The organism is Rhodoglobus galactosidasius (assembly GCF_054957775.1).
Window position 1 is genome coordinate 1 of record NZ_JBQIAV010000016.1, and the last position, 22,993, is coordinate 22,993.

Annotated in this window: 24 protein-coding genes and 1 other RNA gene; 10 read left to right on the forward strand and 15 right to left on the reverse strand. The window is 60.9% G+C overall.

Annotated features, from left to right (window positions below):
• The first annotated feature begins 452 nt into the window (after window positions 1-452).
• From galE to galK, 3 genes are read left to right on the forward strand one after another with little or no spacing between them, the layout of a single operon-like run.
• Window positions 453-1,445, forward strand: a complete 993-nt coding sequence (gene galE / locus ACTJJW_RS14400; protein WP_462645804.1) for a UDP-glucose 4-epimerase GalE — start codon at window positions 453-455, stop codon at window positions 1,443-1,445.
• Window positions 1,442-2,551 (forward strand): galactose-1-phosphate uridylyltransferase, encoded by a 1,110-nt coding sequence (gene galT, locus ACTJJW_RS14405; protein ID WP_462645806.1) that lies wholly within the window; start codon window positions 1,442-1,444, stop codon window positions 2,549-2,551. Before galE ends, galT begins: the two co-directional genes overlap by 4 nt.
• Window positions 2,548-3,726 carry a galactokinase gene (gene galK / locus ACTJJW_RS14410; protein ID WP_462645808.1) on the forward strand — a complete coding sequence of 393 codons (1,179 nt, stop codon included), beginning with the start codon at window positions 2,548-2,550 and terminating at the stop codon, window positions 3,724-3,726. Before galT ends, galK begins: the two co-directional genes overlap by 4 nt.
• A 36-nt stretch (window positions 3,727-3,762) precedes the next feature.
• Here galK and ssrA read toward each other — a convergent pair.
• Window positions 3,763-4,137, reverse strand: a transfer-messenger RNA (tmRNA) gene (gene ssrA, locus ACTJJW_RS14415).
• Window positions 4,138-4,280: 143 nt separating this feature from the next.
• Here ssrA and ACTJJW_RS14420 point away from each other — a divergent pair.
• The 3 genes from ACTJJW_RS14420 (at window position 4,281) to ACTJJW_RS14430 (ending at window position 6,434) form a co-directional block, all read left to right on the forward strand.
• Window positions 4,281-4,730: an RrF2 family transcriptional regulator gene (locus ACTJJW_RS14420; protein ID WP_462645810.1), complete on the forward strand. Its 450-nt coding sequence runs from the start codon at window positions 4,281-4,283 to the stop codon at window positions 4,728-4,730.
• Window positions 4,731-4,834: 104 nt separating this feature from the next.
• Complete coding sequence (locus tag ACTJJW_RS14425) at window positions 4,835-6,004, forward strand: globin domain-containing protein (RefSeq protein WP_462645812.1); 1,170 nt, start codon at window positions 4,835-4,837, stop codon at window positions 6,002-6,004.
• A gap of 157 nt (window positions 6,005-6,161) precedes the next feature.
• Window positions 6,162-6,434 carry a glutaredoxin domain-containing protein gene (locus ACTJJW_RS14430; protein WP_462645814.1) on the forward strand — a complete coding sequence of 91 codons (273 nt, stop codon included), beginning with the start codon at window positions 6,162-6,164 and terminating at the stop codon, window positions 6,432-6,434.
• A gap of 144 nt (window positions 6,435-6,578) precedes the next feature.
• Here the strand turns inward: ACTJJW_RS14430 and smpB are convergent, their stop codons facing one another.
• From smpB to prfB, 4 genes are all read right to left on the reverse strand, one after another.
• Complete coding sequence (gene smpB / locus ACTJJW_RS14435; RefSeq protein WP_462645816.1) at window positions 6,579-7,058, reverse strand: SsrA-binding protein SmpB; 480 nt, start codon at window positions 7,056-7,058, stop codon at window positions 6,579-6,581.
• Window positions 7,059-7,152: 94 nt separating this feature from the next.
• Window positions 7,153-8,070 (reverse strand): permease-like cell division protein FtsX, encoded by a 918-nt coding sequence (gene ftsX, locus ACTJJW_RS14440; RefSeq protein ID WP_462645817.1) that lies wholly within the window; start codon window positions 8,068-8,070, stop codon window positions 7,153-7,155.
• Window positions 8,067-8,858, reverse strand: coding sequence for a cell division ATP-binding protein FtsE (ftsE, locus tag ACTJJW_RS14445; protein WP_462645819.1), 792 nt, complete (start codon window positions 8,856-8,858; stop codon window positions 8,067-8,069). Before ftsE ends, ftsX begins: the two co-directional genes overlap by 4 nt.
• Window positions 8,859-9,003: 145 nt before the next feature.
• Window positions 9,004-10,110, reverse strand: coding sequence for a peptide chain release factor 2 (gene prfB, locus ACTJJW_RS14450; protein ID WP_462645875.1), 1,107 nt, complete (start codon window positions 10,108-10,110; stop codon window positions 9,004-9,006).
• Window positions 10,111-10,218: 108 nt separating this feature from the next.
• Between prfB and ACTJJW_RS14455 the strand changes: the two genes are divergently transcribed.
• Window positions 10,219-11,475 carry an MFS transporter gene (locus ACTJJW_RS14455; RefSeq protein ID WP_462645821.1) on the forward strand — a complete coding sequence of 419 codons (1,257 nt, stop codon included), beginning with the start codon at window positions 10,219-10,221 and terminating at the stop codon, window positions 11,473-11,475.
• Window positions 11,472-12,113 carry a LysE family translocator gene (locus ACTJJW_RS14460; RefSeq protein ID WP_462645823.1) on the forward strand — a complete coding sequence of 214 codons (642 nt, stop codon included), beginning with the start codon at window positions 11,472-11,474 and terminating at the stop codon, window positions 12,111-12,113. The genes ACTJJW_RS14455 and ACTJJW_RS14460 overlap by 4 nt, the downstream gene beginning before the upstream one ends.
• Here the strand turns inward: ACTJJW_RS14460 and ACTJJW_RS14465 are convergent.
• The 10 genes from ACTJJW_RS14465 to ACTJJW_RS14510 form a co-directional block, all read right to left on the reverse strand.
• Window positions 12,103-12,756 carry an SDR family oxidoreductase gene (locus ACTJJW_RS14465; protein WP_462645825.1) on the reverse strand — a complete coding sequence of 218 codons (654 nt, stop codon included), beginning with the start codon at window positions 12,754-12,756 and terminating at the stop codon, window positions 12,103-12,105. The genes ACTJJW_RS14460 and ACTJJW_RS14465 overlap by 11 nt on opposite strands.
• A gap of 175 nt (window positions 12,757-12,931) precedes the next feature.
• Window positions 12,932-13,330 carry a pilus assembly protein TadG-related protein gene (locus ACTJJW_RS14470; protein WP_462645827.1) on the reverse strand — a complete coding sequence of 133 codons (399 nt, stop codon included), beginning with the start codon at window positions 13,328-13,330 and terminating at the stop codon, window positions 12,932-12,934.
• 113 nt (window positions 13,331-13,443) lie between these two features.
• Window positions 13,444-13,899 carry a hypothetical protein gene (locus tag ACTJJW_RS14475; RefSeq protein WP_462645829.1) on the reverse strand — a complete coding sequence of 152 codons (456 nt, stop codon included), beginning with the start codon at window positions 13,897-13,899 and terminating at the stop codon, window positions 13,444-13,446.
• 19 nt (window positions 13,900-13,918) lie between these two features.
• A complete protein-coding gene (locus ACTJJW_RS14480) occupies window positions 13,919-14,362 on the reverse strand; it encodes a TadE/TadG family type IV pilus assembly protein (RefSeq protein ID WP_462645876.1) in 444 nt (147 codons plus the stop codon).
• Between the two features lie 32 nt (window positions 14,363-14,394).
• The gene (locus ACTJJW_RS14485; protein WP_462645830.1) at window positions 14,395-14,577 is read right to left on the reverse strand and encodes a hypothetical protein; all 183 of its coding nucleotides are present in this window, start codon (window positions 14,575-14,577) and stop codon (window positions 14,395-14,397) included.
• Between the two features lie 109 nt (window positions 14,578-14,686).
• Window positions 14,687-16,579, reverse strand: a complete 1,893-nt coding sequence (locus tag ACTJJW_RS14490; RefSeq protein WP_462645832.1) for a BCCT family transporter — start codon at window positions 16,577-16,579, stop codon at window positions 14,687-14,689.
• 65 nt (window positions 16,580-16,644) lie between these two features.
• A complete protein-coding gene (locus ACTJJW_RS14495; RefSeq protein WP_462645834.1) occupies window positions 16,645-17,685 on the reverse strand; it encodes a Gfo/Idh/MocA family protein in 1,041 nt (346 codons plus the stop codon).
• A 53-nt stretch (window positions 17,686-17,738) separates the two neighbouring features.
• Entirely contained in the window at window positions 17,739-18,677 is a 939-nt protein-coding gene (locus tag ACTJJW_RS14500; protein WP_462645836.1) for a type II secretion system F family protein, read from the reverse strand.
• On the reverse strand, window positions 18,674-19,540 hold the full coding sequence (locus ACTJJW_RS14505; RefSeq protein WP_462645838.1) for a type II secretion system F family protein: 867 nt from the start codon (window positions 19,538-19,540) through the stop codon (window positions 18,674-18,676). The genes ACTJJW_RS14500 and ACTJJW_RS14505 overlap by 4 nt, the downstream gene beginning before the upstream one ends.
• Window positions 19,537-20,769 (reverse strand): CpaF family protein, encoded by a 1,233-nt coding sequence (locus ACTJJW_RS14510; RefSeq protein WP_462645840.1) that lies wholly within the window; start codon window positions 20,767-20,769, stop codon window positions 19,537-19,539. The genes ACTJJW_RS14505 and ACTJJW_RS14510 overlap by 4 nt, the downstream gene beginning before the upstream one ends.
• A gap of 175 nt (window positions 20,770-20,944) precedes the next feature.
• On the opposite strand from ACTJJW_RS14510, the gene ACTJJW_RS14515 reads away from it, so the two are divergent.
• Window positions 20,945-21,310, forward strand: a complete 366-nt coding sequence (locus ACTJJW_RS14515) for an ArsR/SmtB family transcription factor (protein WP_462645842.1) — start codon at window positions 20,945-20,947, stop codon at window positions 21,308-21,310.
• On the forward strand, window positions 21,307-22,956 hold the full coding sequence (locus tag ACTJJW_RS14520) for a SulP family inorganic anion transporter (protein ID WP_462645844.1): 1,650 nt from the start codon (window positions 21,307-21,309) through the stop codon (window positions 22,954-22,956). Before ACTJJW_RS14515 ends, ACTJJW_RS14520 begins: the two co-directional genes overlap by 4 nt.
• Window positions 22,957-22,993 lie beyond the last annotated feature (37 nt).

Here is a 22,993-nt window from a genome sequence, read left to right on the forward strand (position 1 = left end):
CCATCGTGTGGTGTCCTTCGTGTGAGTAGCTTTAGTCGGTTCTCACTGACCATCACACGGTGGCTCCTCACGTCGCCGTAGCGACGCTCAGCAGCCGGAAATTACACCACTCCCAGGGACGTGACCCTCCGCACTCGGGGGTGCCGCCGCAAGCGTGTGGGTACTCGAGCGGAATCCCCGCGCACGATCCTTCTACGCGAGAAACCGCTTCATGTATGACGGCACAGTGCGAGCGATGGACTTCGATCCGAACATCTGGGAACTTCGACTCGTGCGAACGTAACCAACTACAGCCACGAAACACCACGCCGCGTGCTCGAGTGCACGCAGCGCAATCCACGCCATACTGCTCACGTTGGACGCGGCAGGCTAATAGTCATACAATTGACCGCAATCACGGGGTGTAGAGATGCATTCGCGACTCCACCGCTGCTCCGACGCAAGGGACTGCAATGACTTGGATGGTAACCGGCGGCGCTGGGTATATCGGCGCCCACGTAGCTCGAGCGCTAGTGAGCTCCAACATGGAGACGGTAATCGTTGATGATATTTCCAGCGGATTCACGCGCTTCATCCCCGAAGGCGTGCCATTCGTGCAGGCTGACATCCTGGACAAGAGCGCGCTTGTCGAGACAATGGTTGCGCACGGCGTCACTGGCGTCATCCATGTTGCCGGCTTCAAATACGCGGGGGTTTCAGTGCAGCGACCGCTGCACACCTACGCGCAGAACGTGACCGGCACGCTCTCAGTGCTCGAAGCCATGCAGGAATGCGAGATCGACCAGATCGTCTTCTCGTCGAGCGCCGCCGTCTACGGAACGCCAGACGTTGAGCAGGTCACCGAAAGTACGGCGAAAGAACCGCTCTCCCCCTATGGGGAGTCAAAGCTGATCGGCGAATGGCTGCTGCGCGACCAAGCAGTCGCGACCGGCCTTCGACACACCTCGCTGCGCTACTTCAACGTCGTTGGCTCGGGCGACCCGATGGTTTATGACACCAGCCCACATAATCTGTTCCCCCTTGTGTTCGAGGCGCTCGTCGCTGGCCGCGTACCGCGGATCAACGGCACCGACTACCCCACCCCCGACGGCACCAATGTGCGCGACTACGTTCACGTCGCCGACATCGCCGCAGCCCACGTCGCAGCCGCCCGTCGGCTTGAAACGCACGAAGCGATCGAGCCCGCCTACAACCTCGGCAGCGGAAATGGACTCTCGGTCGCCGAGATCATGACCGCCGTGGCGAAGGTTACAGAGATTGACTTCACCCCAGAAGTTTCAGCACGTCGCGCCGGGGATCCGCCCCGCATCGTGGCCAATGGCGACCTCGCCGCCCGCGATCTCGACTGGAAAATGCGGCACACCGCAGAAGAAATGGTGCGCAGCGCCTGGGATGCCCGGCTCCGTGCAGAAAAAGACAACGCCGGAAAAGGAAGTTCAGAATGACCTCGAAAATCACCAAGCGCCCTACCACTCTCGCTGACGGCCGAGAGCTCATCTACTTTGACGACGCCGACACCACACTCGGCGAAGAACATTCGGTCGACAGCAGAACCCTCGATCCTCGGCCGGCTACGGCGACAATGCGACAGGACATCCTGACCGGAGAATGGGTATCCATCGCGGCAGCCCGCCAGAACCGGGTCTTCCTTCCGCCAGCGGATCAAGACCCGCTCGCGCCGCAAACTCCGCAAAACCCCTCTGAAGTGCCGGCACTCTATGACGTTGCGGTCTTCGAGAATCGTTCGCCCTCGTTTGGACCAGCTCTCGCCGGGAGTGACAACAGCCCGACCGGCCTCGACGACCTCGCTGACCTTGGTCTCGGCCGCACCCGCAGTTCCATTGGGCGGTGTGAGGTCGTGTGTTTCAGCCCTGACCACGAAGGATCGTTCGGAACCCAGACCGTGAGTCGCGCTCGCACCGTGATCGAAGCGTGGGCGGATCGCACTGAAGCTCTCTCCGGTCTGGAGGGCGTGCAGCAGGTGTTCCCCTTCGAAAACCGCGGTGAAGCCATCGGCGTGACGCTGCACCACCCGCACGGACAGATTTACTCCTACCCGTACATCACGCCCAAGACGCAGCGGACTCTCGATTCGATTGAGGGCACCACCCCCGACATGTTCCAACGCATTCTTGACTTCGAACGCGCAGGAGATCGAGTCGTGTTGAGCGGTGAACACTGGACAGCTTTTGTACCCTTCGCAGCGCGCTGGCCCATCGAAGTTCACATGCTGCCGCATCGCCAAGTCCCCGACTTCGCTGCCACCTCAGATGCAGAACGCGACGAGCTCGCCACCCTCTATTTGCAGCTACTTCGCGGTATCGACGCGATCTACGACTCCCCCACGCCGTACATCGCGGCCTGGCATCAGGCACCAGTACACCGTGCACGCGACACGTACCGGCTCCACCTCCAACTGACCTCGCCTCGCCGCGCTGCAGACAAACTGAAGTACCTCGCCGGGTCTGAATCGGCGATGGGCGCGTGGATCGGCGACGTTACGCCCGAGGCCGCCGCTGAGAACATCCGAAAGGCAACTGAACGAGCATGAGCGACACAGCGCAGCAGCTAAGCGAACTATTCATTAGCCTTACAGGTCGCGAGCCGGATGGCGTGTGGTCGGCACCAGGCCGAGTCAACCTCATCGGCGAGCACACAGATTACAACGAAGGATTTGTGTTGCCCTTCGCCATCGATCGGCGCACGCGCGCTGCTGTCGGACTCCGCACTGACCGAGTGATCCGAGTCACAAGCACGTTCGACGACACCCCCGTTGAATTTCAGCTGACCGAACTCGACGCTGCGCGTACCGCAGGGCAGATCGTGGGATGGAGCGCATACCCGATCGGAGTTGCGTGGGCTCTCGGTCAGCACGGCGCAGACCTCGCCACCGTGCCTGGCGTGGACATCATCATCGACTCCACCGTGCCAGTCGGCGCCGGACTGTCATCCTCTGCCGCCATCGAAAGTGCCGTAGCACTGGCCCTCAACGACCTGTGGAGCCTCGGCTTCTCCCGCGAGAAGCTGGCGAAGGTGGGGCAACTCGCTGAGAACGACGTAGTCGGTGCGCCCACCGGAATCATGGACCAATCTGCGTCTCTTCTTGGCGAATCAGACTCTGCCGTGTTCTTGGATTGTCGCTCGCTCGACGTAGCGGTTGTTCCGCTCGGACTGGCTCACGCCGAGCTGAGCATCCTCGTCATGGACACGCGTGTTTCGCACTCCCACGCCACCGGCGGCTATGCAGAGCGCCGCGCGGCCTGCGAGGCCGGCGCAGCCGCGATGGGGGCCTCGTCGTTGCGCGACGTGAGCGTCGCCGATCTTGATCGCGCACACGAGCTGCTCGACGATGTGACATTCCGACGTGTCCGCCACGTGGTCACCGAGAACCAACGAGTGCTGGACACGGTTCGAGCTCTGAACGAAGAAGGACCGCTCGCAATCGGAGCCCTGCTCGATGCATCACATGCCTCGATGCGCGACGACTTCGAGATCTCGATCCCCGAACTCGACCTTGCTGTCGAGACTGCACGAGCACACGGTGCAGTCGGAGCGCGGATGACCGGTGGAGGATTCGGCGGAGCAGCAATCGCACTCGTTCCCCACACACGCGTCGCCCAAGTCGAATCAGCGGTCAAGGACGCCTTCGCTGCGCAAGGGTTCACCGAGCCGGTGACTTTTACCGTGACGCCGTCAACGGGCGCCGTACGCAACGACACTGCGTAGGCACGACCAGAAAACTCACAACGCGACAACGACCGGTGGTGGAGATGGGGGGAATTGAACCCCCGTCCACTGCTGTAATTCCATGCCTTCTACGGGTGTAGCTTGTGCAGACGTTCTACTCGGCTTTGACCTTTGCCACAAGCACCTAGGTCAACAAGCCCAGCCAGAGTGCAAGTCCCGCGTAGCCCTCAGGCGTAACTACGCAGCAATCTCTCTAAATTGCGCCAGAATCCGGGTAGAGAGCATTCCCGGCCTGACGGACTTCTTTAGTGCGCTCGCTTAGGCAGCGAGGGCGAAGTCAGTGCGCTTTGAATTGGCACTTATAGTTTGCAGTCATCGTTAACGAGATAAGGCTGCATTCTCGACCCGCTTCTCATCGTTTTGCAGGCAATGTCGAAACCGATCATCCCCCTGAGAAGGTCGTTGTCGCGCTGTGGAGTTATCAAATCTGCCAAATGAACAGGCAGCCCTCCATTGTAGTTCAGAACCGGGCCACTATCTAGCCCTCGCGGTGACTCATAAGACACCTCCGCGTAGCCCCCTACTCTTGATCTATGAGGATCAATGCTTTTTCGGATGTGTGCCTGCGCATCATCATGCTCCTCTCCGCCACGCCCGTGTCCGAGCTGGAGACCACAAGGGTCATCGCCCAGCTGGTTGGTACCCCGTACAACCACGTCAGCAAGGCCATCATCAGGCTGCGGGAACTGGGCCTGATCGAGGTCGTGCGCGGGCGCTCTGGCGGAGTACGGATCAGCGACGCCGGGCGTCGGGCGACGGTCGGCTGGGTCCTGCGCCAGCTCGACACCCGAACCGACCTAGCGGATTGCGAGACGCCTGACGGCGTCTGCCCCCTCATCGACGGTTGCGGCCTGCGCGCGGCGCTGCGACTCGCCCGGGAAGCGTTTTACGTCGCACTCGACGACGTCGTGATTTCGTCGCTCCGCCAGAGCCAGCCAAATGAGCCTGTTTCCCTGATGTTGGGCCTACGACCGCCGGACTGAGCGTGTCGCTTTCCCCGCGCCCGACCAAGCGGCGTACAGGTTCTTGCCAGAAAACATGCATTTCAAATGCTACTTTAAGGGGACACCCTCAAAAAGGAGAAAGCATGCTCTCGACCCAGTCCCTCCCCCTCATCGAAGCCACCCTTCCCCTGGTCGGTGAGCGCATGCCCGAGATCGCAAAGAACTTCTACAGCAGGATGTTCACCGCCCACCCCGAACTCTTCGACGGGCTCTTCAGCCGATCAAACCAGAAGAACGGCTCGCAGCAGCAGGCACTAGCTGGCAGCATCGCCGTCTTTGCGACGCACCTCGTGAAGAACCCCGAGACCACACCAGAGGCCATGCTCTCCCGCATCGCCCACAAGCACGTCTCCCTCGACATCCAGCCCGAGCAGTACGACGTCGTCTACAAGTACCTCTTCGAGGCCATCGCCGACGAACTCAGCGACGTCATCAGCGCCGAAATCGCCGGTGCATGGACCGAGGTTTACTGGCTCATGGCGCACGCCCTGATCAAGCTCGAAAAGGGTCTGTACGCCGGCGCCGGAAACAACACACCGCTGGCGCCGTGGATCGTCATCGGCAAGGATGCAGCGGGAACCGACGCGTTGACTTTCACCCTCGAGCCGGCCGACGACACTCCGCCAGCCCCTGCCCGCCCCGGCCAGTACGTGAGCGTCACCCTAGCAATGCCGGACGGCGTCCGTCAGGTTCGCCAGTACTCACTGTCAGCGGGCACGGCCACGACCCGCGTCTTCACCACGAAGTTGGATGCGGACGGCGAGGTCTCCCCCGCCCTGCACCGCGACGTGCAGCTCGGCGACACGCTCTTGCTCTCCAATCCCTGCGGCGACGTCACCCTCGCCGAGGGCGATACCCCGCTGATCCTGGCCTCCGCCGGAATCGGTTGCACGCCCAGCGCATCGATCCTGCGCTCGCTCGCCCTGGGCAAGTCAAAGCGCGCGGTGAAAGTGCTGCACGCCGAGAACAACCTTGGAGGATGGGCCTTGCGCGAGCAGATGAAAGAGGATGTCGCACTCTTAGAGGCCGCCGAGCTGGAACTGTGGCTCGAGATTCCGAGCGAGGGCGCCCACGAGGGCTTCATGTCCCTCGACGGTGTCACGATTCCCGAAAACGCCTCGGTATACCTCTGCGGCCCGCTGCCGTTCATGCGCAGCCTTCGGTCGCAGGCACTCGCGTCCGGCGTGCCGGCGGATCGCATTCACTACGAAATTTTCGGCCCAGACCTCTGGCTCGCCGGCGCCGCCGTCTAGACCGTTCAACTTGCCACCGATCAGGGCCGGGCGTTACTGCGTTGACCCTGATCGGTGGCGCCACGGCGCGGAGGTGACCAAGAAACCCGTCCCTGTGAAGTGAACGCTGAAAGCGAACTTACGCGTTCGCTCAGCAGCGCCAAAGTAGATTCGAGGGATGAGTGAAACTACAGAAGCCCTGCCCACAAAGACCACGATGTACGGTGCAGATTGGTGCCGCGACTGCCGCCGCTCCGAAGCACTCCTCAATTCATTGAACGTCGAATGGACGAAGGTTGACGTTGAAAAAGACCCTAGTGCTGCCGATCGCGCACATGCCATCAGCGGACGCCTCAACATTCCGGTAGTTCACTTCACCGACGGAACGTTTCAGGTCGAGCCGAGCGACCGCGACCTCAAGGCAAAGCTCGAAGAACTCGGTGCGATCTAGCCAGGCCTCTCGTCATCACCGCACAACGACCGTGGAACAACGCTAGAAAACAGATGCACTCACCGAGCGTCGAAGCGAGATTCAGCGCGAACTAAAGCAAGGAGCGTACGCGCGAGAACAGGAATGTGTGCGAGCCGGGCTCGGCTACTCCCCCATGTTCTTGCGTGCGGCGATCGCACGATCTGACTCACGCTTGTCTTGACGCTCACGCAGCGTTTGACGCTTGTCATACTCACGCTTACCCTTAGCAACCGCGAGTTCGACTTTGGCTCGGCCATCCAAGAAATAGATCGACAGCGGAACCAGCGTGTAACCGCCCTGCTTGATCTTGTTGTGGATCTTCAGGATCTGCTCTTTGTGCAGCAACATCTTGCGCTTGCGACGAGGAGGATGATTGTTCCACGAACCCTGGAAGAATTCAGGAATGTGCACGGCATCCAACCAAGCTTCAGCGTGGTCGTCGATGTAGCCGTAGCCATCGATCAAACTTGCACGGCCCAACCGCAGAGATTTAACCTCAGTACCCGACAGCACGAGACCAGCCTCAAAGGTGTCTTCGATGCTGTAGTCATGGCGCGCCTTACGGTTGCTTGCAACAACCTTCCGGTCACCTTCCTGAGGCATGGTTCACTTCTCTCTCAAATACGTTGGATGCCGCAATGCTACGGCGGATGCCGACAGCGCAGCAGACCAGTTTAGCGCGAGGGCAGCGCGAGGACTACACCTTCAAATATCTGCTGATCGCGACGCCAGCAGAAATCGCGGCAAGCCCCGCACCCGCAACGATCAGGATGGGCACAACGAGCAACGCCTCATCCATTCCCAGCAGGCTCGTATTCAGTGGCAGCGTGGATGCCAAATAGCCCCGCACGAAGAACTGAACGATCGCAACGATCGCTCCCCCGGCCAGCACCGAACCGATGAGGGACGCAAACACTCCCTCAAGAATGAACGGTGTTTGGATGAACCGGTTCGACGCCCCAACGAGCCGCATGATGCCGAGCTCTCGACGTCGGGAGAAAGCACTCAGTCGAATGGTCGTGGCAATGAGCAATACGGCGGCCACCAGCATGAGACCGGCAACCCCAATCGCAGTGAAACTGGCGGCGTTCAAGATTGAAAAAATCGGTTCAAGATAGGCGCGTTGATCTTGCACGCTCTCCACGCCGGCCAGCCCAGACAGGCTTTCGATCAGCACGTCGGCCTGCTCAGGATCAACGAGGTTGACCCGGAAGCTTTCGTTCAACGTCTCCGGAGTAATGATTCCGGCGAAGGTGGTGTCGGCGAACTGCTCCGTGAAGTTTTCATACGCTTGCTCATGAGTCTCGTACTCGACCTCATTGATGTACGGCGCGAGCGTTGGAGAATCTAGCTGCTGCTGCACCGCATCGATCTGGTCTTCCGTCGCCTCTGCAAGAGTGCAGTTGCCCGTCGTATCGATATCGGTGCACATGTAGACCGCAACCTGCGCACGGTCGTACCAATAGCCCTTCATCTGTCCGATCTGCATTTGCAGCAGAATCGACGCCCCCACAAAAGTGAGCGAGATGAAGGTCACCAAAACGACAGAAACCACCATCGAAAGGTTGCGACGGAGCCCGCTGCCGACCTCTCCAAGAATTAGACCGAGCCTCATGCGTCGAGCCCCTCACCGCGTGAAGGCTGCGCGAAGTCGGTTGATGCTGGACCACCGGGTGTGCTGGCGGCCGGATGCGGGATCCGATCCTGAATGGGAACGGTCTGTGTTTGGTAGCCACCCTGGCGCTCATCGCGCACAATCTGACCACCGATGAGCTCGATTACTCGACGCTTCATCTGGTCGACGATTCCCGCATCGTGGGTTGCCATAAGAACTGTTGTTCCACTCAAGTTGATTCGCTCGAGCAGCGTCATGATGCCCGCAGAAGTAGCTGGGTCGAGGTTTCCTGTCGGCTCATCCGCAAGCATGATCGCAGGCTTGTTAACCACGGCGCGCGCAATAGCGACTCGCTGTTGCTCACCACCAGAAAGCTCGTGGGGAAAACGACCCGATTTTCCCGCGAGACCCACCATCTTGAGAGCATCCGGAACTGCCTCTTGGATGTAACCACGGCTCTTGCCGATCACCTGCAGCGAGAACGCGACATTGTCGAAGACTGTCTTATTGGGCAGCAGGCGGAAATCCTGAAAGACTACGCCGAGATGGCGGCGGAAATACGGCACCTTGCGGCTCGACAGAGTGTTCAAGTGCTGGCCCAGCACATGAATCGACCCCTTAGTCGGGTTCTCCTCTTTGAGGATCAACCGCAAAAAGCTCGACTTGCCCGAACCGGAAGCGCCAACCAGAAAGACGAACTCGCCCTTAAGAATCTCAAGATCAACCGAGTTCAGTGCCGGTCTAGTAGTGCCCGGATACGACTTCGAAACAGCATCAAAACGAATCATTTGGAGTCAGCCTAAGTACGCACAGCACGGAACATGGCAGCGACGCACCGGGTGACGAGACTCACAGGGTGGCCCAGTTCAGGTCACACGGTGGCTTTGCCTACGTTGCTGGATCGGTGGGATCGGCAGGATCGGCGGTGCAGGGTTACTCGATGGTGCGCTTGCGCCACTTGATGCCGGCCGAGATGAAACCATCGAGGTCGCCATCGAACACGTTCGATGGATTATTGACCTCAAAGTCAGTGCGCAGATCCTTGACCATTTGGTATGGAGCCAACACATAGCTGCGCATCTGGTCGCCCCAGCTCGCGGTGATCACACCCGCGATCTCTTTCTTCGTGGCGGCCTCTTGCTCGCGCTGCAACAACAGCAAGCGTGACTGAAGCACTCGCATTGCCGCGGCACGGTTCTGAATCTGGCTCTTCTCGTTCTGACAGCTCACGACAATGCCTGTCGGCAAGTGAGTAATGCGAACAGCCGAGTCGGTGGTGTTCACCGACTGACCACCGGGACCGGAAGAGCGGAAGACATCGACACGGATGTCGTTCTCGGGAACTTCAACAACATCCGTCGTCTCAATAAGAGGAACGACCTCAACCGCAGCGAAGCTGGTCTGACGCTTACCCGCTGAGTTAAAGGGGCTCATGCGCACGAGGCGGTGCGTGCCTGCTTCAACACTGAGCGTTCCGAAAGCGAAGGGCGCGTCGACCTCGAACGTGGCCGACTTGATGCCAGCTTCTTCAGCGTAGCTCGTGTCGAGAACGCGGGTCGGGTACGAGTGCTGCTCCGCGTAACGGAGGTACATGCGCAACAACATTTCGGCGAAATCTGCGGCGTCGACGCCACCGGCTCCCGCGCGAATGGTGATGACGGCAGGGCGCTGATCGAACTCACCGTTGAGGAGGGTCTGAACCTCAAGGTCGCCCAACATCTTGGTGATACGGGCAAGCTCGGTTCGAGCATCCGCTGCCGCCTGAGCATCACTCTCTTCGTTGGCCAACTGAACCATGATCTCGAGGTCGTCGAGCCTGTTCGAAATTGAAGTGATCTTGGCGAGTTCGGCCTGACGATGGCTAAGATCGCTCGTGACCTTCTGCGCCTTGTCGGTGTCGTCCCACAGATCAGGAGCGCCCGCAAGCTCGCTGAGTCTCACGATCTCTGACTCGAGTCGTTCGGTGTCGACCACCTGGCGAATGTCCGCAAATGTGGAGCGCAGCGCCGCGATGTCGTCAGAAAAGTCCAGTTCATCCATGTCACCCACCAGACTACCTGCGAAGCTCAGGCTGCACTGTTGAGCGTGCACAATCTCTGGGCCCGCATTGCCGTCGATGAGTGCAGTCACCCCATACGATGGACGGCGATGAGCACAACAGAACACCCCTTTAGCTGGCGCTCAATTGGGCTGCCGGTTCTCTTACCGACGCTGCTGTTCTCCATTGGTGAAGGTGCCATCATTCCGCTGATCCCCATTGCGGCAAGCAATCTCGGCGCGACGCTTGCGATTGCTGGGCTCGTGGCCGCGCTATTGACCATCGGTGAGCTCTTCGGCAATATTCCGAGCGGATGGCTCATCTCCCGCATCGGCGAACGCCCGGCGATGATCGGCGCGAGTGCACTCTCCACCATCGGAGTTGTGATCTGCCTTCTCGCTCCGAACTCCGTCGCGCTTGGATTCGGGGTACTGCTCATCGGTTTAGCCACCGCGGTGTTCGCGCTTGCCCGACATGCATTCCTTACCAGCTTTGTGCCGGTTGCCTACCGCGCTCGAGCGCTTTCGACCCTGGGCGGAACGTTCCGGCTCGGCATGTTCATCGGGCCGTTCATCTCAGCCGTGATCATCCACCTCACGGGCGTAGCGATCGTCGCGTTCTGGATTCACGTAGTTGCGGGCGTGGCCGCCGCACTCGTGCTGCTCCTGCTGCCTGACCCCGCAACGACCTTCGGTGTTGTACACACCTCGCGAGTTAACGACCGCACTTTACGCGACGGGGAAGCGCTCGTCGCGCAACAGTCCGACCGGCTCTTTGCCACAATTCGCCGCAACCGGGCATTGCTCTCTCGCCTCGGCTTGGGCGCTGCCATCATTGGTGCGATGCGTGCCAGCCGGCAAGTCATCTTGCCGCTTTGGGCGGTGAGCATCGGACTTGCGGATGCCAACACGGCCATCATCATCGGAATCGCTGGGGCCGTGGACTTCGCCCTCTTCTATACCGGTGGCCAGATCATGGATCGCTTTGGCCGACTGTGGACAGCCGTACCGTCCCTCGTCGGGCTCGGCATCGGCCACATTGTGCTCTCACTCACTCACGACGTCAGCGCGAGCACTGCGTGGTTTATCTTCGCCGCGATGTTCCTCGCCCTGGCAAACGGCCTCGGCAGTGGCCTCCTGATGACTCTGGGTGCAGACCTCGCCCCCAGGATAAACCCCGCGCCATTCCTCGGTGCCTGGCGATTTACCGGAGGAGTTGGCCAGGCGGCTTCGCCACTGATGATCGCGGGTATCACGGCAATCGCCTCGCTCTCACTCGCGGCAGGTGCAGTGGGCGTGCTCGGCCTCATCGGGGCGGGCGTTATGCTGCGGTACGTGCCCCGCTACATCCAGAAACCCCACAAGTGATTCCCACCACGAACCTGCTCGCGTTTGTGCTGGTGGCGCTGCCGATCATCCTGATCCCCGGGCCCAGCGTACTGTTCCTGATCGGCCGCTCACTCTCGCTCGGAAAGCTGGGTGGGATTGTGAGTTCACTCGGCAATGCCACCGGCGGTGTGGTGCTCGTGTTCGGTGTGGCTTTCGGCGTCGGCACGATCATTGCGCAATCGGTGATCGCGTTCACGGTCGTGAAGTACCTGGGTGCCGCCTACCTCATCTATCTCGGCGTGCAGGCAATTCGCCACCGAAATGCTCACGTGACAGCGGATGCTGCAGCCCCCAAGACGCGCTCACGCTGGCGGATCTTCGGCCAAGGTTTCGTTGTCGGCATCACGAACCCCAAAGCAACAGTGTTCTTCGTGGCCGTGTTGCCCCAGTTTGTGAGTTTCGGATCCGGCAGCGTACAACTTCAGCTACTGGCGCTCGGAATGATCTTCATGGGAATTGCTGTGGTCACTGACACTGCATGGGCTGTTGCAGCAGGGTTCGCCCGCGACTGGTTCGCAAGCTCGCCCCACCGCATCACCAACCTGTCAGCGGTCGGCGGCTTTGCCCTCATCGGGCTCGGCATTGGTTCGCTATTTATCCCCCACGCTAAGCAATAGCGGAGATTGCGTCGGCGATCGGAGTCGAACCATCCATGAACTCGATGGTGTGACCGATCGTGTTGTCGCTGTCGATTACTTCGGCCAGCACTTGTGCCACGTTATCGCGGGCTGCGTGCTCGGCGGTTGCCGCGTCGCCAACATCGATCTTTCCGGATGCGGGTTCGCTCGAAAGCGAACCCGGGCCAACGATTGTGTACTTCAGCGGGCCTTTGCGGAGGTGTTCGTCGGCTGCGGCCTTCGATTCGGCGTAGGCGAAGAAGGAGTTGTCTTCGGGAACACCGTGGTCGAGGCCAGCGCCCTTGTAGGAAACCATCACGTAGCGGTCTACACCGGCATGAGCTGCGGCATCCATTGTTCGGATGGCTGCGTCGCGGTCGACCGAGTAGGTGCGCTCTGGGTTTCCTGCACCAGCACCCGCGGCGAACACGATGGTGTCGTTCCCGGTGAAAATTTCGGATAACTCTTCGGCGCTGAGCGCTTCGATGTCCGCGATGACGGGCATTGCGCCGGTACCGCTGATGTCAGCTTCTTGGTCAGAGTTGCGGATGAGGGAGTGCACGTGGTGACCCCTGCCGCTGAGTAGCTCTGCGAGGCTCATAGCAATCTTGCCGTGGCCGCCGACGATAACAATTCGTTTCATGGCTATCTCCTTTGCGTGGGTTGCACACTTTCGTGAAGTGCACACTCCACGCTACGAAGTGAAGCTCCCTGTTTGCTGCACGAATGTTTGCTGAGTGCCGTTGGGGCGTCGGCTGGGCGTGGCACTGTTCCCGATCAGGCTGACGTCGCCGCCGCGATTCGTCGCCCGGTGTCGGTTAGGAAAAGACGGATCGTGCCGTTGCTGTCACATCGATTCGGATGCCTTCGGGTACCAGCAGCGATACGAATGGCGGTTTCCAGTAGGCGGAGAGCGAAACTGTTGAGCTTGCCGAGTCGTTTGTGGTCGCTTCTTCGATCTGAAGCTCGGTGAACCCGTCACCCTGGCTCGCCGCGATGTAGTCGGCAACCGCTGAGGCAACTTTGTCGGCGGTGAGCTTCGGCCGGTAGCCGTTCGGGGTTAGTTCGACATCCTCAAGGTCATAGGATTCGGCGCCGACGAGTGCCGCACCATCCGCGAGGGTGAACAGCCGTTTGCGTTCGAGGTAGAGCGATGTGGCGGCCACCACTAAAAAGATGAGCACGAACGAAAGGAATGCATAGAAAATCGTGAGCAAGAGGGCGGACCCTTGCTCATCTTCGAGGGTGAGGCGGTGCTCGTGGGGGCTGCTCGGTCGGTTCGGTCTGCTTAGTGGCGTGCATCTGTTTGGCGAGTTTGGTTTGTTCGGCATCATCGCGAACCTCTGAATTGCGACACCTGCTGGGTGGCGGTGGCGTCGAGAAGGATCTGCACGGGGAAGTTGCCGGTGAGCACGGGAGGGGCAAGCGGTAGATCTACGACGACAGCAATATTCACGGTGACGTAGCCGTGACGAGTGAGGCAGTCGGCCGGATCAGGTGTGCAGAGGATCTCGACTGAGGCATCCGTGGGATCTATTCCGTAGTTGTTGAGGGCGAATTCGATCGCTCGCTCGGCTGAGCCCTCGGCCTCAGAAAGAGTTTCGGCCTGCACGAATACGCGTGCCGCCTGGCGGGCTGCACCCTCTGCCGCTAACGCTCCGCCCTGGATCGCCGACATGGTGAGCACGAGATACACCAGAGGGATCAGCATGATCATGCCGACGGTGATGAACTCAAGTGATGATGAGCCCTGGTCTTCGCGGAGCCGAGCGACGGCCTGCCGCACGTTGCTGCTACCTCCAGTGCTAGCGAACCTGCTCGATTGGGGCATAGCCAGACACCTCCAGGCCCTCATCAATACCGATCAACCCGAATAGCGGCAAAGGTGTGCGAACGGTGACGATGATCGACGGGTGCCCGAGGTGACTCGTGGAACTTGCTGTCACATCGGCAGCGTAGCCGGGCGACAGTGCGGTCGAGATAAGGTCGCGGGTGCGCGTGACACCGTCGTTCAGCGACGTGTCGGCAAGGGAGGCGAAGCGTGCACCTTCTGCTGCGGCATCCAACACCGTGTTTCGGATATGGAGGGCTAGCCCCAGCTGAATGACGCTGAGAGTGAGCACGGTCAGCAACGCGGAGACGAGCACGAACTCGACTACGGCGGAGCCGGACTCCTCTGCGCGTAGCCGCGCACCCGTCGACCTAGCCCACTGCCGAGAACACTGCCGGAAACGCTGCCGAAAGCACAGCGCAGGCGCAACGCCGTGACGAGGCGTGCGCACTAGAACCCGGTTACGCGATCAATCGCCTGTTCAAATACCGAGCTGAGTGCTGGGCCCGCAAGACCCCAAATAATGATCACAAGACCCGCGGTCATCAGCGTTATCAGCACCCAGCCCGGAACATCTCCGCGCTCTGAGGTGAGCGTTCGGGTGCCTCGGGTAAGCCCGCTCTTCAGAGTCACTTGAGATGATTTCACTCTGCAATCATTGAGCGAAACCCAAAGGCGCGCGGAGGTTTTCCACAGCTAGCGCACGCTATCGCCCCGAAGCGCGGCCCGCGCCCTGTGACGGCTAGTCCTTCGGGGTGTCTCGCTCGCCCTTGGTCTCTTGCTCAGACTGCAACCTCTGCACTTCGTCTTCGACGATCGCATCAGCTTGAGCGATGTTGTCGGGCGAGGGCAATCCAGCGTCGGCAAGGATTGCGTCTTCTGTGCCCTGCGAGATTCCGCCGCCAGTTTGCGCGGCCTTCTTTCGTAGGCGATCGAGAGCAGCACGAAGCGGGTGGACCGGCTCGCGAAGAAGTGGCTCCTCGACTTCGAGCCCGTAGAAGTCACCAATGTGATCGACGAATTGGGCACGTTGGGCTCGGTCATAAGCGCGTCGCTCGCGGCTGAACGCCGTCACGGTAGCCGCGCACATCATCAGCATCACGATGCTAAATGGCAAGGCAGAAAGAATTGCTGCCGTCTGCAAGGTTTGCAGACCACCGGTGATGAGCAGTGCGATAGCCAAGAGCGAAGCCAGCAGAGCAAAGAAGATGCGGATGCGCTTCGGCGGTTCTGCGGAGCCACCGGTAGCGATCATCGACATCACGAGCGCGCCCGAATCTGCTGAGGTGATAAAGAAGATGCCGATCAGCAGGATGGCGCCAAACGTGAGAGCGGTGCCTGCCGGCAGCCCGGCGAGCAGATCGAACAGCGCCGAGTCGGCATCCACTGATCCGTCTGCGGCAATGAGGCCACCTTGGCCGTAGAGCTCGCGGTAGATGGCGTTTCCGCCGAGGACGCTGAACCAGAGGAACGTGAGAACGGTGGGGACCAGCATCACGCCGCCGACAAACTCGCGCACGGTGCGGCCCTTGGAAACACGCGCAATGAAGACGCCGACGAATGGTGCCCACGACATCCACCAGCCCCAGTAGAAGGTAGTCCAGCCGGCCTGCCACTGTTCGCCAGCCTCACCGGCGTAGGCACTGACGTTGAAGCTGAGCCCGATGAAGCCCTGCAGATAGTTGCCCATTGACTGCACGAATTCGCGGAACAGGAACGCCGTTGGTCCGACGATCAGTAAGAACACCAGCAGTATGGCAGCCAGCAAGAGGTTAGTGGTTGACAGCCACTTCATGCCGCGGCCAATTCCCGAAACGAGCGACAGGATGGTGAACGCAACTATCACGATGATGACCATGATTTGAGTGGTGAGGTTCGACTCGGCAATCCCGGTCTTCTCTAGGCCAGCAGAGATTTGGAGAACGCCGAGACCGAGTGAGGTGGCAACCCCGAAGACTGTGCCGACGAGCGCGATGACATCAATGAGGTTGCCCCAACCGCCGTGCACCCGCTTGCCCAGCAGCGGCTCAAGCGTCCAGCGGATGGAAATGGGGCGGTCGCGACGGTGAATTGCGTACGCGAGCGCGAGCCCAACGACCACATAGATAGCCCACGCGTGAACACCCCAGTGCAGGAAAGTTTGACTCATCGCCTTCTGAGCGAGCTCAATCTCGGTGCCGGTGACACCAGGCCGAGGATTGGCGAAGTGACTGAGCGGCTCGGCAACACCGTAGAAGACCAGTCCGATGCCCATTCCTGCGGCAAAGAGGAATGAGATCCAGGAGATCATCGAGAACTCTGGCTTGTCATCATCCTTACCGAGCTTGATGTCGCCGTAGCGACTGAACCCCAGCCACAGCGCAAACGCCACAAAAAATGCAGCGATCAGCACGTAGTACCAGCTGAACGAGTTGATGATGCTCGACTGCAAGGTGTCAAATACCGTCTTGGCGATCTTTGGCGCAATCATCGAGAACGCGGTGACCACGATGATCAAACCAGCAGCAGGCCAGAACACCCACGGCGCCAACAGACGCGTTGCTTGGGGTTGCCCCGGTGCTTCCGGTTTGGTGGGGAGGGTCGATCCTGCGGTCACTGTAATCTCCGATCGCCTGAGTCTGTGTCTGAGACTCATATGAGGCTTATAAGAGTACAGATCACACGATCACTACCTGGTGTTCGCCGCGAACCTCGTGCTCGCTATTTTTCGGACTCGAAGCGATAGCCGAGCTGCCACCGCGAACTGTCGATGGTGTCGAGGATCGCGACGGTCTCATCGAGCGAGTGCACGGGTGATTCAGTCAGCCCCGCTGCTATGTAGCCAGCGAGGGCTGTTGCCTGATAGCTGAGGCCCCGATGCGCGACGATTCCGGATTCGTCTGCCCAGTGAATCGATTCTCCGCCGAAGCCTGGCTTCGAGAGGGTAAGGCTGCTGGGGGTGAAGAACGCTCCGCCAACCTGCAGCAGTGCATCCGTGCCTGCGATGGATGCCGTGGTGGGCGTGCGGGCAAGGAGGGTTGTGTTGAGCTGCGCCTGGGCTCCACTCGCGTAGCTGAACGTCAGCAGCGACTGTCCATCCACGCCGGTGTCGATGAGGGAGCCGACGTTGTGGATGGCGGTGGGAGTGCCGAGGATTTGTGAGGCGAAGGCGATCGGGTAGATTCCGAGATCGAGTAGTGCTCCTCCCCCGCTTTCAAGTGAGCGAACGCGATGGCCGTCTGGCATGTTCTGGCCGTGGTCTGCGGTGACGAGTTGGACGTCGCCGAGCACGCCATCCTCGAGCAACTGAGTGATCACGGAGGTTTGCGGAAGGTAGCGGGTCCACATTGCTTCCATCGCGAAGGTGCCTGCCGCACGTGCGGCCGCGACGATCTCGCGTGCTTCGGCACCGTTCATCGCGAAGGGCTTCTCCACCAGGATGTGTTTGCCTGCGGTGATGGCTTGCAGAGCAAGTTCGCGGTGCACGTGCTGCTGCGCAGCAATATAGACGACGTCAACGTCAGGGTTGGCGAGTAGTTCTGCGTAGTCACCATGCGTCTTGGCGATGCCCCACGTGTTAGCAAATTCCTGGGCGCGGTCGAGGCTGCGGGATGCCACGGCAACAAGTTTTTGGTTGGTGTGGGCTTGCACAGCTTCCGCGAAGGTCGCGGCGATCCCACCGGGAGCGATGATGCCCCAGCGCAACGACGGCACTGAATCGGGGGCGGGAACGATCGCGGCAGGGAACGTGGTGGGGAACAAAAGGGTCCTTGTCGTTGTGCGTGCCACCTGCGGCACCGCAGGTCTCGACCAGTCTAGAACCCGACCTGCAACACGAAGATGCCCGGGAAAATTGCGAAGGCGATCGTGATGGGCAGGATGAGGAACACGAGCGGGAAAAGCATCGCAACCTCCTTCTTGCCTGCTAGTTCAAGCAGTTCGCGCTTGGACTCTTCGCGAGCATCCTGAGCTTGGGCCTGCAGCACTTCAGAAAGCGGGGAGCCACGGTCGAGCGCGCCCAAGATTTGGTCGACACAACGGGCAAACGGTGGCAGTTCGAGCTCGCGAGACAGCGCTCCCAAGGTGTCACCGAATGGGAGACCCGTGTTAACAGAGGAGACGACACGAGCGAGCTCTCGGGAGAGTTCGCCGCCACTGACCTGCGAAACGCGGCGCACGGCATCCAAGATTCCCTCGCCTGCAGAGAGGCTGAGGGCTAGGAATTCGAGCACGACGGGAAGCTCGGCGGTGAGGCGGCGGATGCGACTCTTGGCCGAGCGCTGAAGGAGATAGTCGCGGGCGGTGATGCCCAGCACCCCGCCGACAATCACGAGAACCAACTGGGCGATGAGGGGAACGTGTTGCGCGTTCGCAATCGTCACGTCGAAGACGACCCCGAGCATCGCACCGCCAAGCACCGCAAGCAGTTGCTGCGAACGATACGCCTCAACGCTCATCTCAGACCCTGCCTGACGCAGGCGTCGTGCGATCTGCTCGCCGCCGCCTGCGACCGACGCCAACGTGCTGCGTAGCCATCGGGCTGCGGGCACAAACACCACCCCGAACACAGGAAGAGGTCCGACCGAACGCGGTGCGACGTGCTCGCGCGCCCCCGCCGAAACATCGATTACATAAGGCGCAACCCGATTGGCAAGGGTGGGGCGGCTCAGCCGTGGAATGAGACTAAGGATCGACCAGAGTCCCAGCCCACCAGCGATGCCTGCGACGACCGCCCAAGCCAGAGAGTCGCTCATGCAAACCACCTCGGCTGTTCAGGGAGTCGACCGATGCCCGCCATGATCCGATATGCAACAACGGAAAGGGCAAGCCCTGCCACGATCAGTGCGATACCGCTAGCAGAGTTGTAGGCGAGTGCCGCCTCGGGCCTTGTGGTGAGCAAGAACAACACCACCCACGGAGCCGCCAGCCCCAGGCGGGCAGCGTTCATCACCCACGACTGCCGAGCCTCAATCTCGGAACGAATCGCTGCCTCTTGACGGAGGTAGACACTGAGGCTGCGCAGAACGTTCGTGAGTTCGCTGCCGCCAACCTCCCGCGACATCCGCAAAGTTTCGAGGATGCGGTCGGCGACGGGGTCTGCGAGCGCCACCTTGAGTTCGTCGACCGCGATAGAGAAGTTGCCGGTGGCGCGGTAGCGCTGAGAGAACGCTACGAATGCACTGCGAGTCACCGCTGGGCCTGTCTGCGCGAGAGTCATCAGGCTGTCGGGAAGGGCGAGCCCCGAGCGCACGGCCGACACCAGCTGATCAACAACGTCTGGCCACACGACCCGGGTCGCTCGACGGCGGACTCGTGCACGCCAGCTGATCGCGAGCATCGGAGCCAAGAGAGCAGTCGCCGCTGCACACACCACGACAGCGAGAACGGAGGTGAGCACGAAGGTGAGCGCCCCGACAGCGACGGCGAAAACGAGTGACACGATCACGACGATTGTGGGACTTGTCATGGGCAGCCCCGCCTGCACGAGTCGTTCTCGCATCCGCAACGACCACGCGGAACGGCCACGCACGCGTCGTTCGCGTTGTGCTGGCCACATGAAGGTCGCAGCAATCAGCACTGTGCCTACCGCAAGCGCGATTCCCAGCAGAAGACTCACGCGACAGCCGTCAACAGGAGCGAAACCGGGTCGACTCCCGCGGCATGGAATTTGGACAGCCGTGCAGGAACAGCCCCCGTTTGAATGAGCGTGCCCTGCACGGTGCGGAACAGCGCAACGCTCTCGACAGCCCCGTCGCTGACCTCACCACTGAGTGATGCGATCTCAACAACCCGCCTGGTGCCGTTCGAGGTCAACTCGCAGTGCACAACGACATCCACCGAACTTGCGACAGTGGGCACCACAAAACTGGAGTCGATATTGCGGCCGGCGAGCAGCGGCAGGGTGCAGAGCTTCACGAGCGCTTCACGAGCGCTGTTGGCGTGGATGCTCGACATCCCCGGCAACCCACTGTTGAGGGCGATGAGCAGGTCGAGGGACTCGGCATCGCGCACTTCGCCGACCACGAGTCGGTCGGGGCGCATCCGCAACGCCTCTTTGATGAGACGCCGCAAACTGATCTCGCCGGTGCCTTCAAGGCTGGGTTGACGACATTGCATACCGACGCTGTCGTGGCTGGGAACGCTCAGTTCGAACGTCTCCTCGACGGTGACCACCCGCTCATTGGGCCTGCCAGCAGCGAGCAAAGCGTTGAGCATCGTGGTTTTGCCGCTCTGGGTTGCGCCAGACACCACAATGTTCTGGCCAGACAGCATGCAGAGCCGAAGGTAGTCAGCAGCATGTTGGGTGAGACTGCCGAGTTCGATGAGGCGATCGAGGTCGCGAATGCTCTGGCTGAATTTGCGAACGTTGACTGCCCAGTGCTTGCGCGTGACATCCGGAATAACCACATGCAATCGCGAACCATCGGGCAACGAAGCGTCAACAAACGGAGAGCTCAGATCGACGCGACGACCCGAGGTTTGCAGCATCCGCTCGACCAGATCGCGCACTTGAGAATTAGTGAGGCGGATGCCCGTGAACTCGGGAACTCCATTGCGGGCGACGAACACGTGCTCGGGCCCGTTGATCCAGAGTTCCTCGACCGTGTCATCGTCGAAAAACGGCTGGAGCGGACCGTACCCGGTCAGCGCCGCCACCACCTCGCGGGCGGCTTGTGTCTCGTCCGCGAGCAGCGGCACCGAACCGCCAAGAGCCCGCTCGCTGTAGCGCCGCACCTCATCGCGCACATAACGCGAGGCGAGTTCGCTGTCGCGCGAAAGATCGACCCCATCGCGGCGAACCCGCTGGCGAACCTGGTCGGCGATGGTCGTCAGAGCGTTAGACATGCTCATAGTGTGCGGAGTGGGCGCCCGAGTGCCCGGCCGTTATCCACAGGAGCCGTTCTCGGGAGTGGTTCGCGATCCCTGGCAAGATTGATATGATGGTTTCATCAAGTCAGAAAGTGGACGATCGTGAGCTGGCCTGATCGACAACCGCACCGAAGTGATCAGGAGCACAACAATGGTCGTTCTCGACGAGCGCAGACCGCTTTATGAGATCAAGGCGAACCTCTTCAAGGGGCTCGCGCATCCGTACCGCATCCGGGTGCTCGAAATCTTGTCGAGCAATGACGAAGCGTCGGTGACAGAGATGCTCGCCGCAACAGGGCTCGAAGCATCCCACCTCTCGCAACACCTCTCGGTGCTGCGCCGCTATGGGCTTGTCGTCTCCGAACGCCGCGCAAGCGTCGTCTATTACCGCCTCGCACTCCCCCAGATTGCCGAACTGTTGCGCGTCGCTCGCGTGCTGCTCGGTGAGATTCTTACCGATACCGACAGCCAGCGTGACCTCGTTGCCGGCCTTCCTACGATTCCGGATGCCCGATGAAGCGGTCTTGGCGGTCACTCCTGCCCAGCCTCAACGACTACCGCGAACTACGTACCAGTTGGCGCGGAGATCTGCTCGCCGGCATCACGGTCGGCATCGTCGCCCTTCCCCTAGCCCTCGCTTTTGGCGTTAGCTCCGGAGTTGGCGCCGAAGCCGGCCTTATTACCGCCATCGTCGCCGGAATCGTCGCGGCAGTGTTCGGCGGCTCAAACATTCAGGTTTCCGGACCCACCGGTGCCATGGTTGTGGTTCTCGCCCCCATCGTCATCAGCCACGGTGTTAAAGCTGTCGCCATCGTCACCCTGCTCGCGGGTGTCATCGTCGTTATTGCTGGTGTGCTGCGACTCGGACGTACCGTCAGCTACATCCCCTGGCCCGTGATCGAAGGCTTCACCGTCGGCATCGGCATCATCATCTTCCTGCAACAAGTGCCCTCCGCACTCGGCACCGAAGGCACCGAGCATCCGACCAATGCTGTGCTCGCTGCCGTCGCCTTCATCACCGCCGCACAGTGGCCCACAGCGCTCTTGCCACTCGCGGTCGTCGCCGCTGTGATCGCCATCATGTTGCTGCTCTCGCGCATCAGCGGACGCCTCCCCGCCTCCTTCATCGCCATCGCGATCGTCACCATAATCGCGCAAGCGCTCTCCCTGCCGCTCGCGACCATCGGCGAACTCCCTGCCTCCCTGCCTGCCCCCACCGTGCCGTCGTTCAACTTCGACCTCACCACGCTGATCGGGCCCGCCTTCGCCGTCGCCGCCCTCGCCGCGATCGAATCGCTCCTCTCCGCCCGCGTCGCCGCTGACATGTCCGACACCGGGCCCTACAACGCCGACCGCGAACTCGTGGGTCAGGGACTGGCATCCGTCGCCTCCAGCTTCTTTGGGGGGATGCCAGCCACCGGTGCCATCGCCCGCACCGCCGTGAACGTGCGGTCCGGCGGTCGCACTCGCCTGTCTGCGGTCGTACATGCTCTCGCACTGCTCGTGGTCGTCTACCTCGCCGCACAAGTCGTTGCAGTGATCCCGTTGGCCGCACTCTCCGGTGTTCTGATGGCGACCGCCGCCCGCATGGTCTCCCCCACTCTGATCAAGACAATGCTGCGCACCGGTCGATCCGAAGCAGCCGTATTTGTCATCACCGGTGTGATCACCGTCAGCTTTGACCTCATCATCGCCGTCGGCATCGGTATCGCCGCCGCCGCCTTTTTCGCCCTGCGCTCCCTCAGCAAGGCCAGCGGAGTTCACCGCGAAGAACTACCCGGCTCCCCCAAACCCGGCGACGAACGCATCGCCCTCTTCCGCATCGACGGCTCACTGTTCTTTGGTGCCGCAGAACGCCTCATCGACCGCATCAATGACCACGAGGGCATCGAAGTCGTGATCGTGCGCCTCTCGCAACTGCACCTCATCGACGCCACCGGCGCCCACACCCTCACCGAACTCATCACCGCACTCGAAAAACGCGGTGTGACCGTCATCATCAAGGGCATCCGCCCCGAACATGTGGATGTGCTGAAACGCCTCGGAGTGATCAGCTCACTGCGACACCCCAACCACCTGTTCGCCGAACTCGACCCCGCCATCGAACACGCACGCTCGCACATTCGGCGGTCAATGCTCGCAAACGAGGCGGCGAAGGGCTGACGCAGTCGCTGGCTGGCTGGCTCAGCGCCGCCGTCTA

Excerpts from the sequence above, each read along its gene's own strand:
- galE (WP_462645804.1), top strand. The coding sequence starts at position 453 with ATGACTTGGATGGTAACCGGCGGCGCTGGGTATATCGGCGCCCACGTA.
- galT (WP_462645806.1), top strand. The coding sequence starts at position 1,442 with ATGACCTCGAAAATCACCAAGCGCCCTACCACTCTCGCTGACGGCCGA.
- galK (WP_462645808.1), top strand. The coding sequence starts at position 2,548 with ATGAGCGACACAGCGCAGCAGCTAAGCGAACTATTCATTAGCCTTACA.
- ACTJJW_RS14420 (WP_462645810.1), top strand. The coding sequence starts at position 4,281 with ATGAGGATCAATGCTTTTTCGGATGTGTGCCTGCGCATCATCATGCTC.
- ACTJJW_RS14425 (WP_462645812.1), top strand. The coding sequence starts at position 4,835 with ATGCTCTCGACCCAGTCCCTCCCCCTCATCGAAGCCACCCTTCCCCTG.
- ACTJJW_RS14430 (WP_462645814.1), top strand. The coding sequence starts at position 6,162 with ATGAGTGAAACTACAGAAGCCCTGCCCACAAAGACCACGATGTACGGT.
- smpB (WP_462645816.1), bottom strand. The coding sequence starts at position 7,058 with ATGCCTCAGGAAGGTGACCGGAAGGTTGTTGCAAGCAACCGTAAGGCG.
- ftsX (WP_462645817.1), bottom strand. The coding sequence starts at position 8,070 with ATGAGGCTCGGTCTAATTCTTGGAGAGGTCGGCAGCGGGCTCCGTCGC.
- ftsE (WP_462645819.1), bottom strand. The coding sequence starts at position 8,858 with ATGATTCGTTTTGATGCTGTTTCGAAGTCGTATCCGGGCACTACTAGA.
- prfB (WP_462645875.1), bottom strand. The coding sequence starts at position 10,110 with ATGGATGAACTGGACTTTTCTGACGACATCGCGGCGCTGCGCTCCACA.
- ACTJJW_RS14455 (WP_462645821.1), top strand. The coding sequence starts at position 10,219 with ATGAGCACAACAGAACACCCCTTTAGCTGGCGCTCAATTGGGCTGCCG.
- ACTJJW_RS14465 (WP_462645825.1), bottom strand. The coding sequence starts at position 12,756 with ATGAAACGAATTGTTATCGTCGGCGGCCACGGCAAGATTGCTATGAGC.
- ACTJJW_RS14490 (WP_462645832.1), bottom strand. The coding sequence starts at position 16,579 with ATGAGTCTCAGACACAGACTCAGGCGATCGGAGATTACAGTGACCGCA.
- ACTJJW_RS14500 (WP_462645836.1), bottom strand. The coding sequence starts at position 18,677 with ATGAGCGACTCTCTGGCTTGGGCGGTCGTCGCAGGCATCGCTGGTGGG.
- ACTJJW_RS14510 (WP_462645840.1), bottom strand. The coding sequence starts at position 20,769 with ATGTCTAACGCTCTGACGACCATCGCCGACCAGGTTCGCCAGCGGGTT.
- ACTJJW_RS14515 (WP_462645842.1), top strand. The coding sequence starts at position 20,945 with ATGGTCGTTCTCGACGAGCGCAGACCGCTTTATGAGATCAAGGCGAAC.
- ACTJJW_RS14520 (WP_462645844.1), top strand. The coding sequence starts at position 21,307 with ATGAAGCGGTCTTGGCGGTCACTCCTGCCCAGCCTCAACGACTACCGC.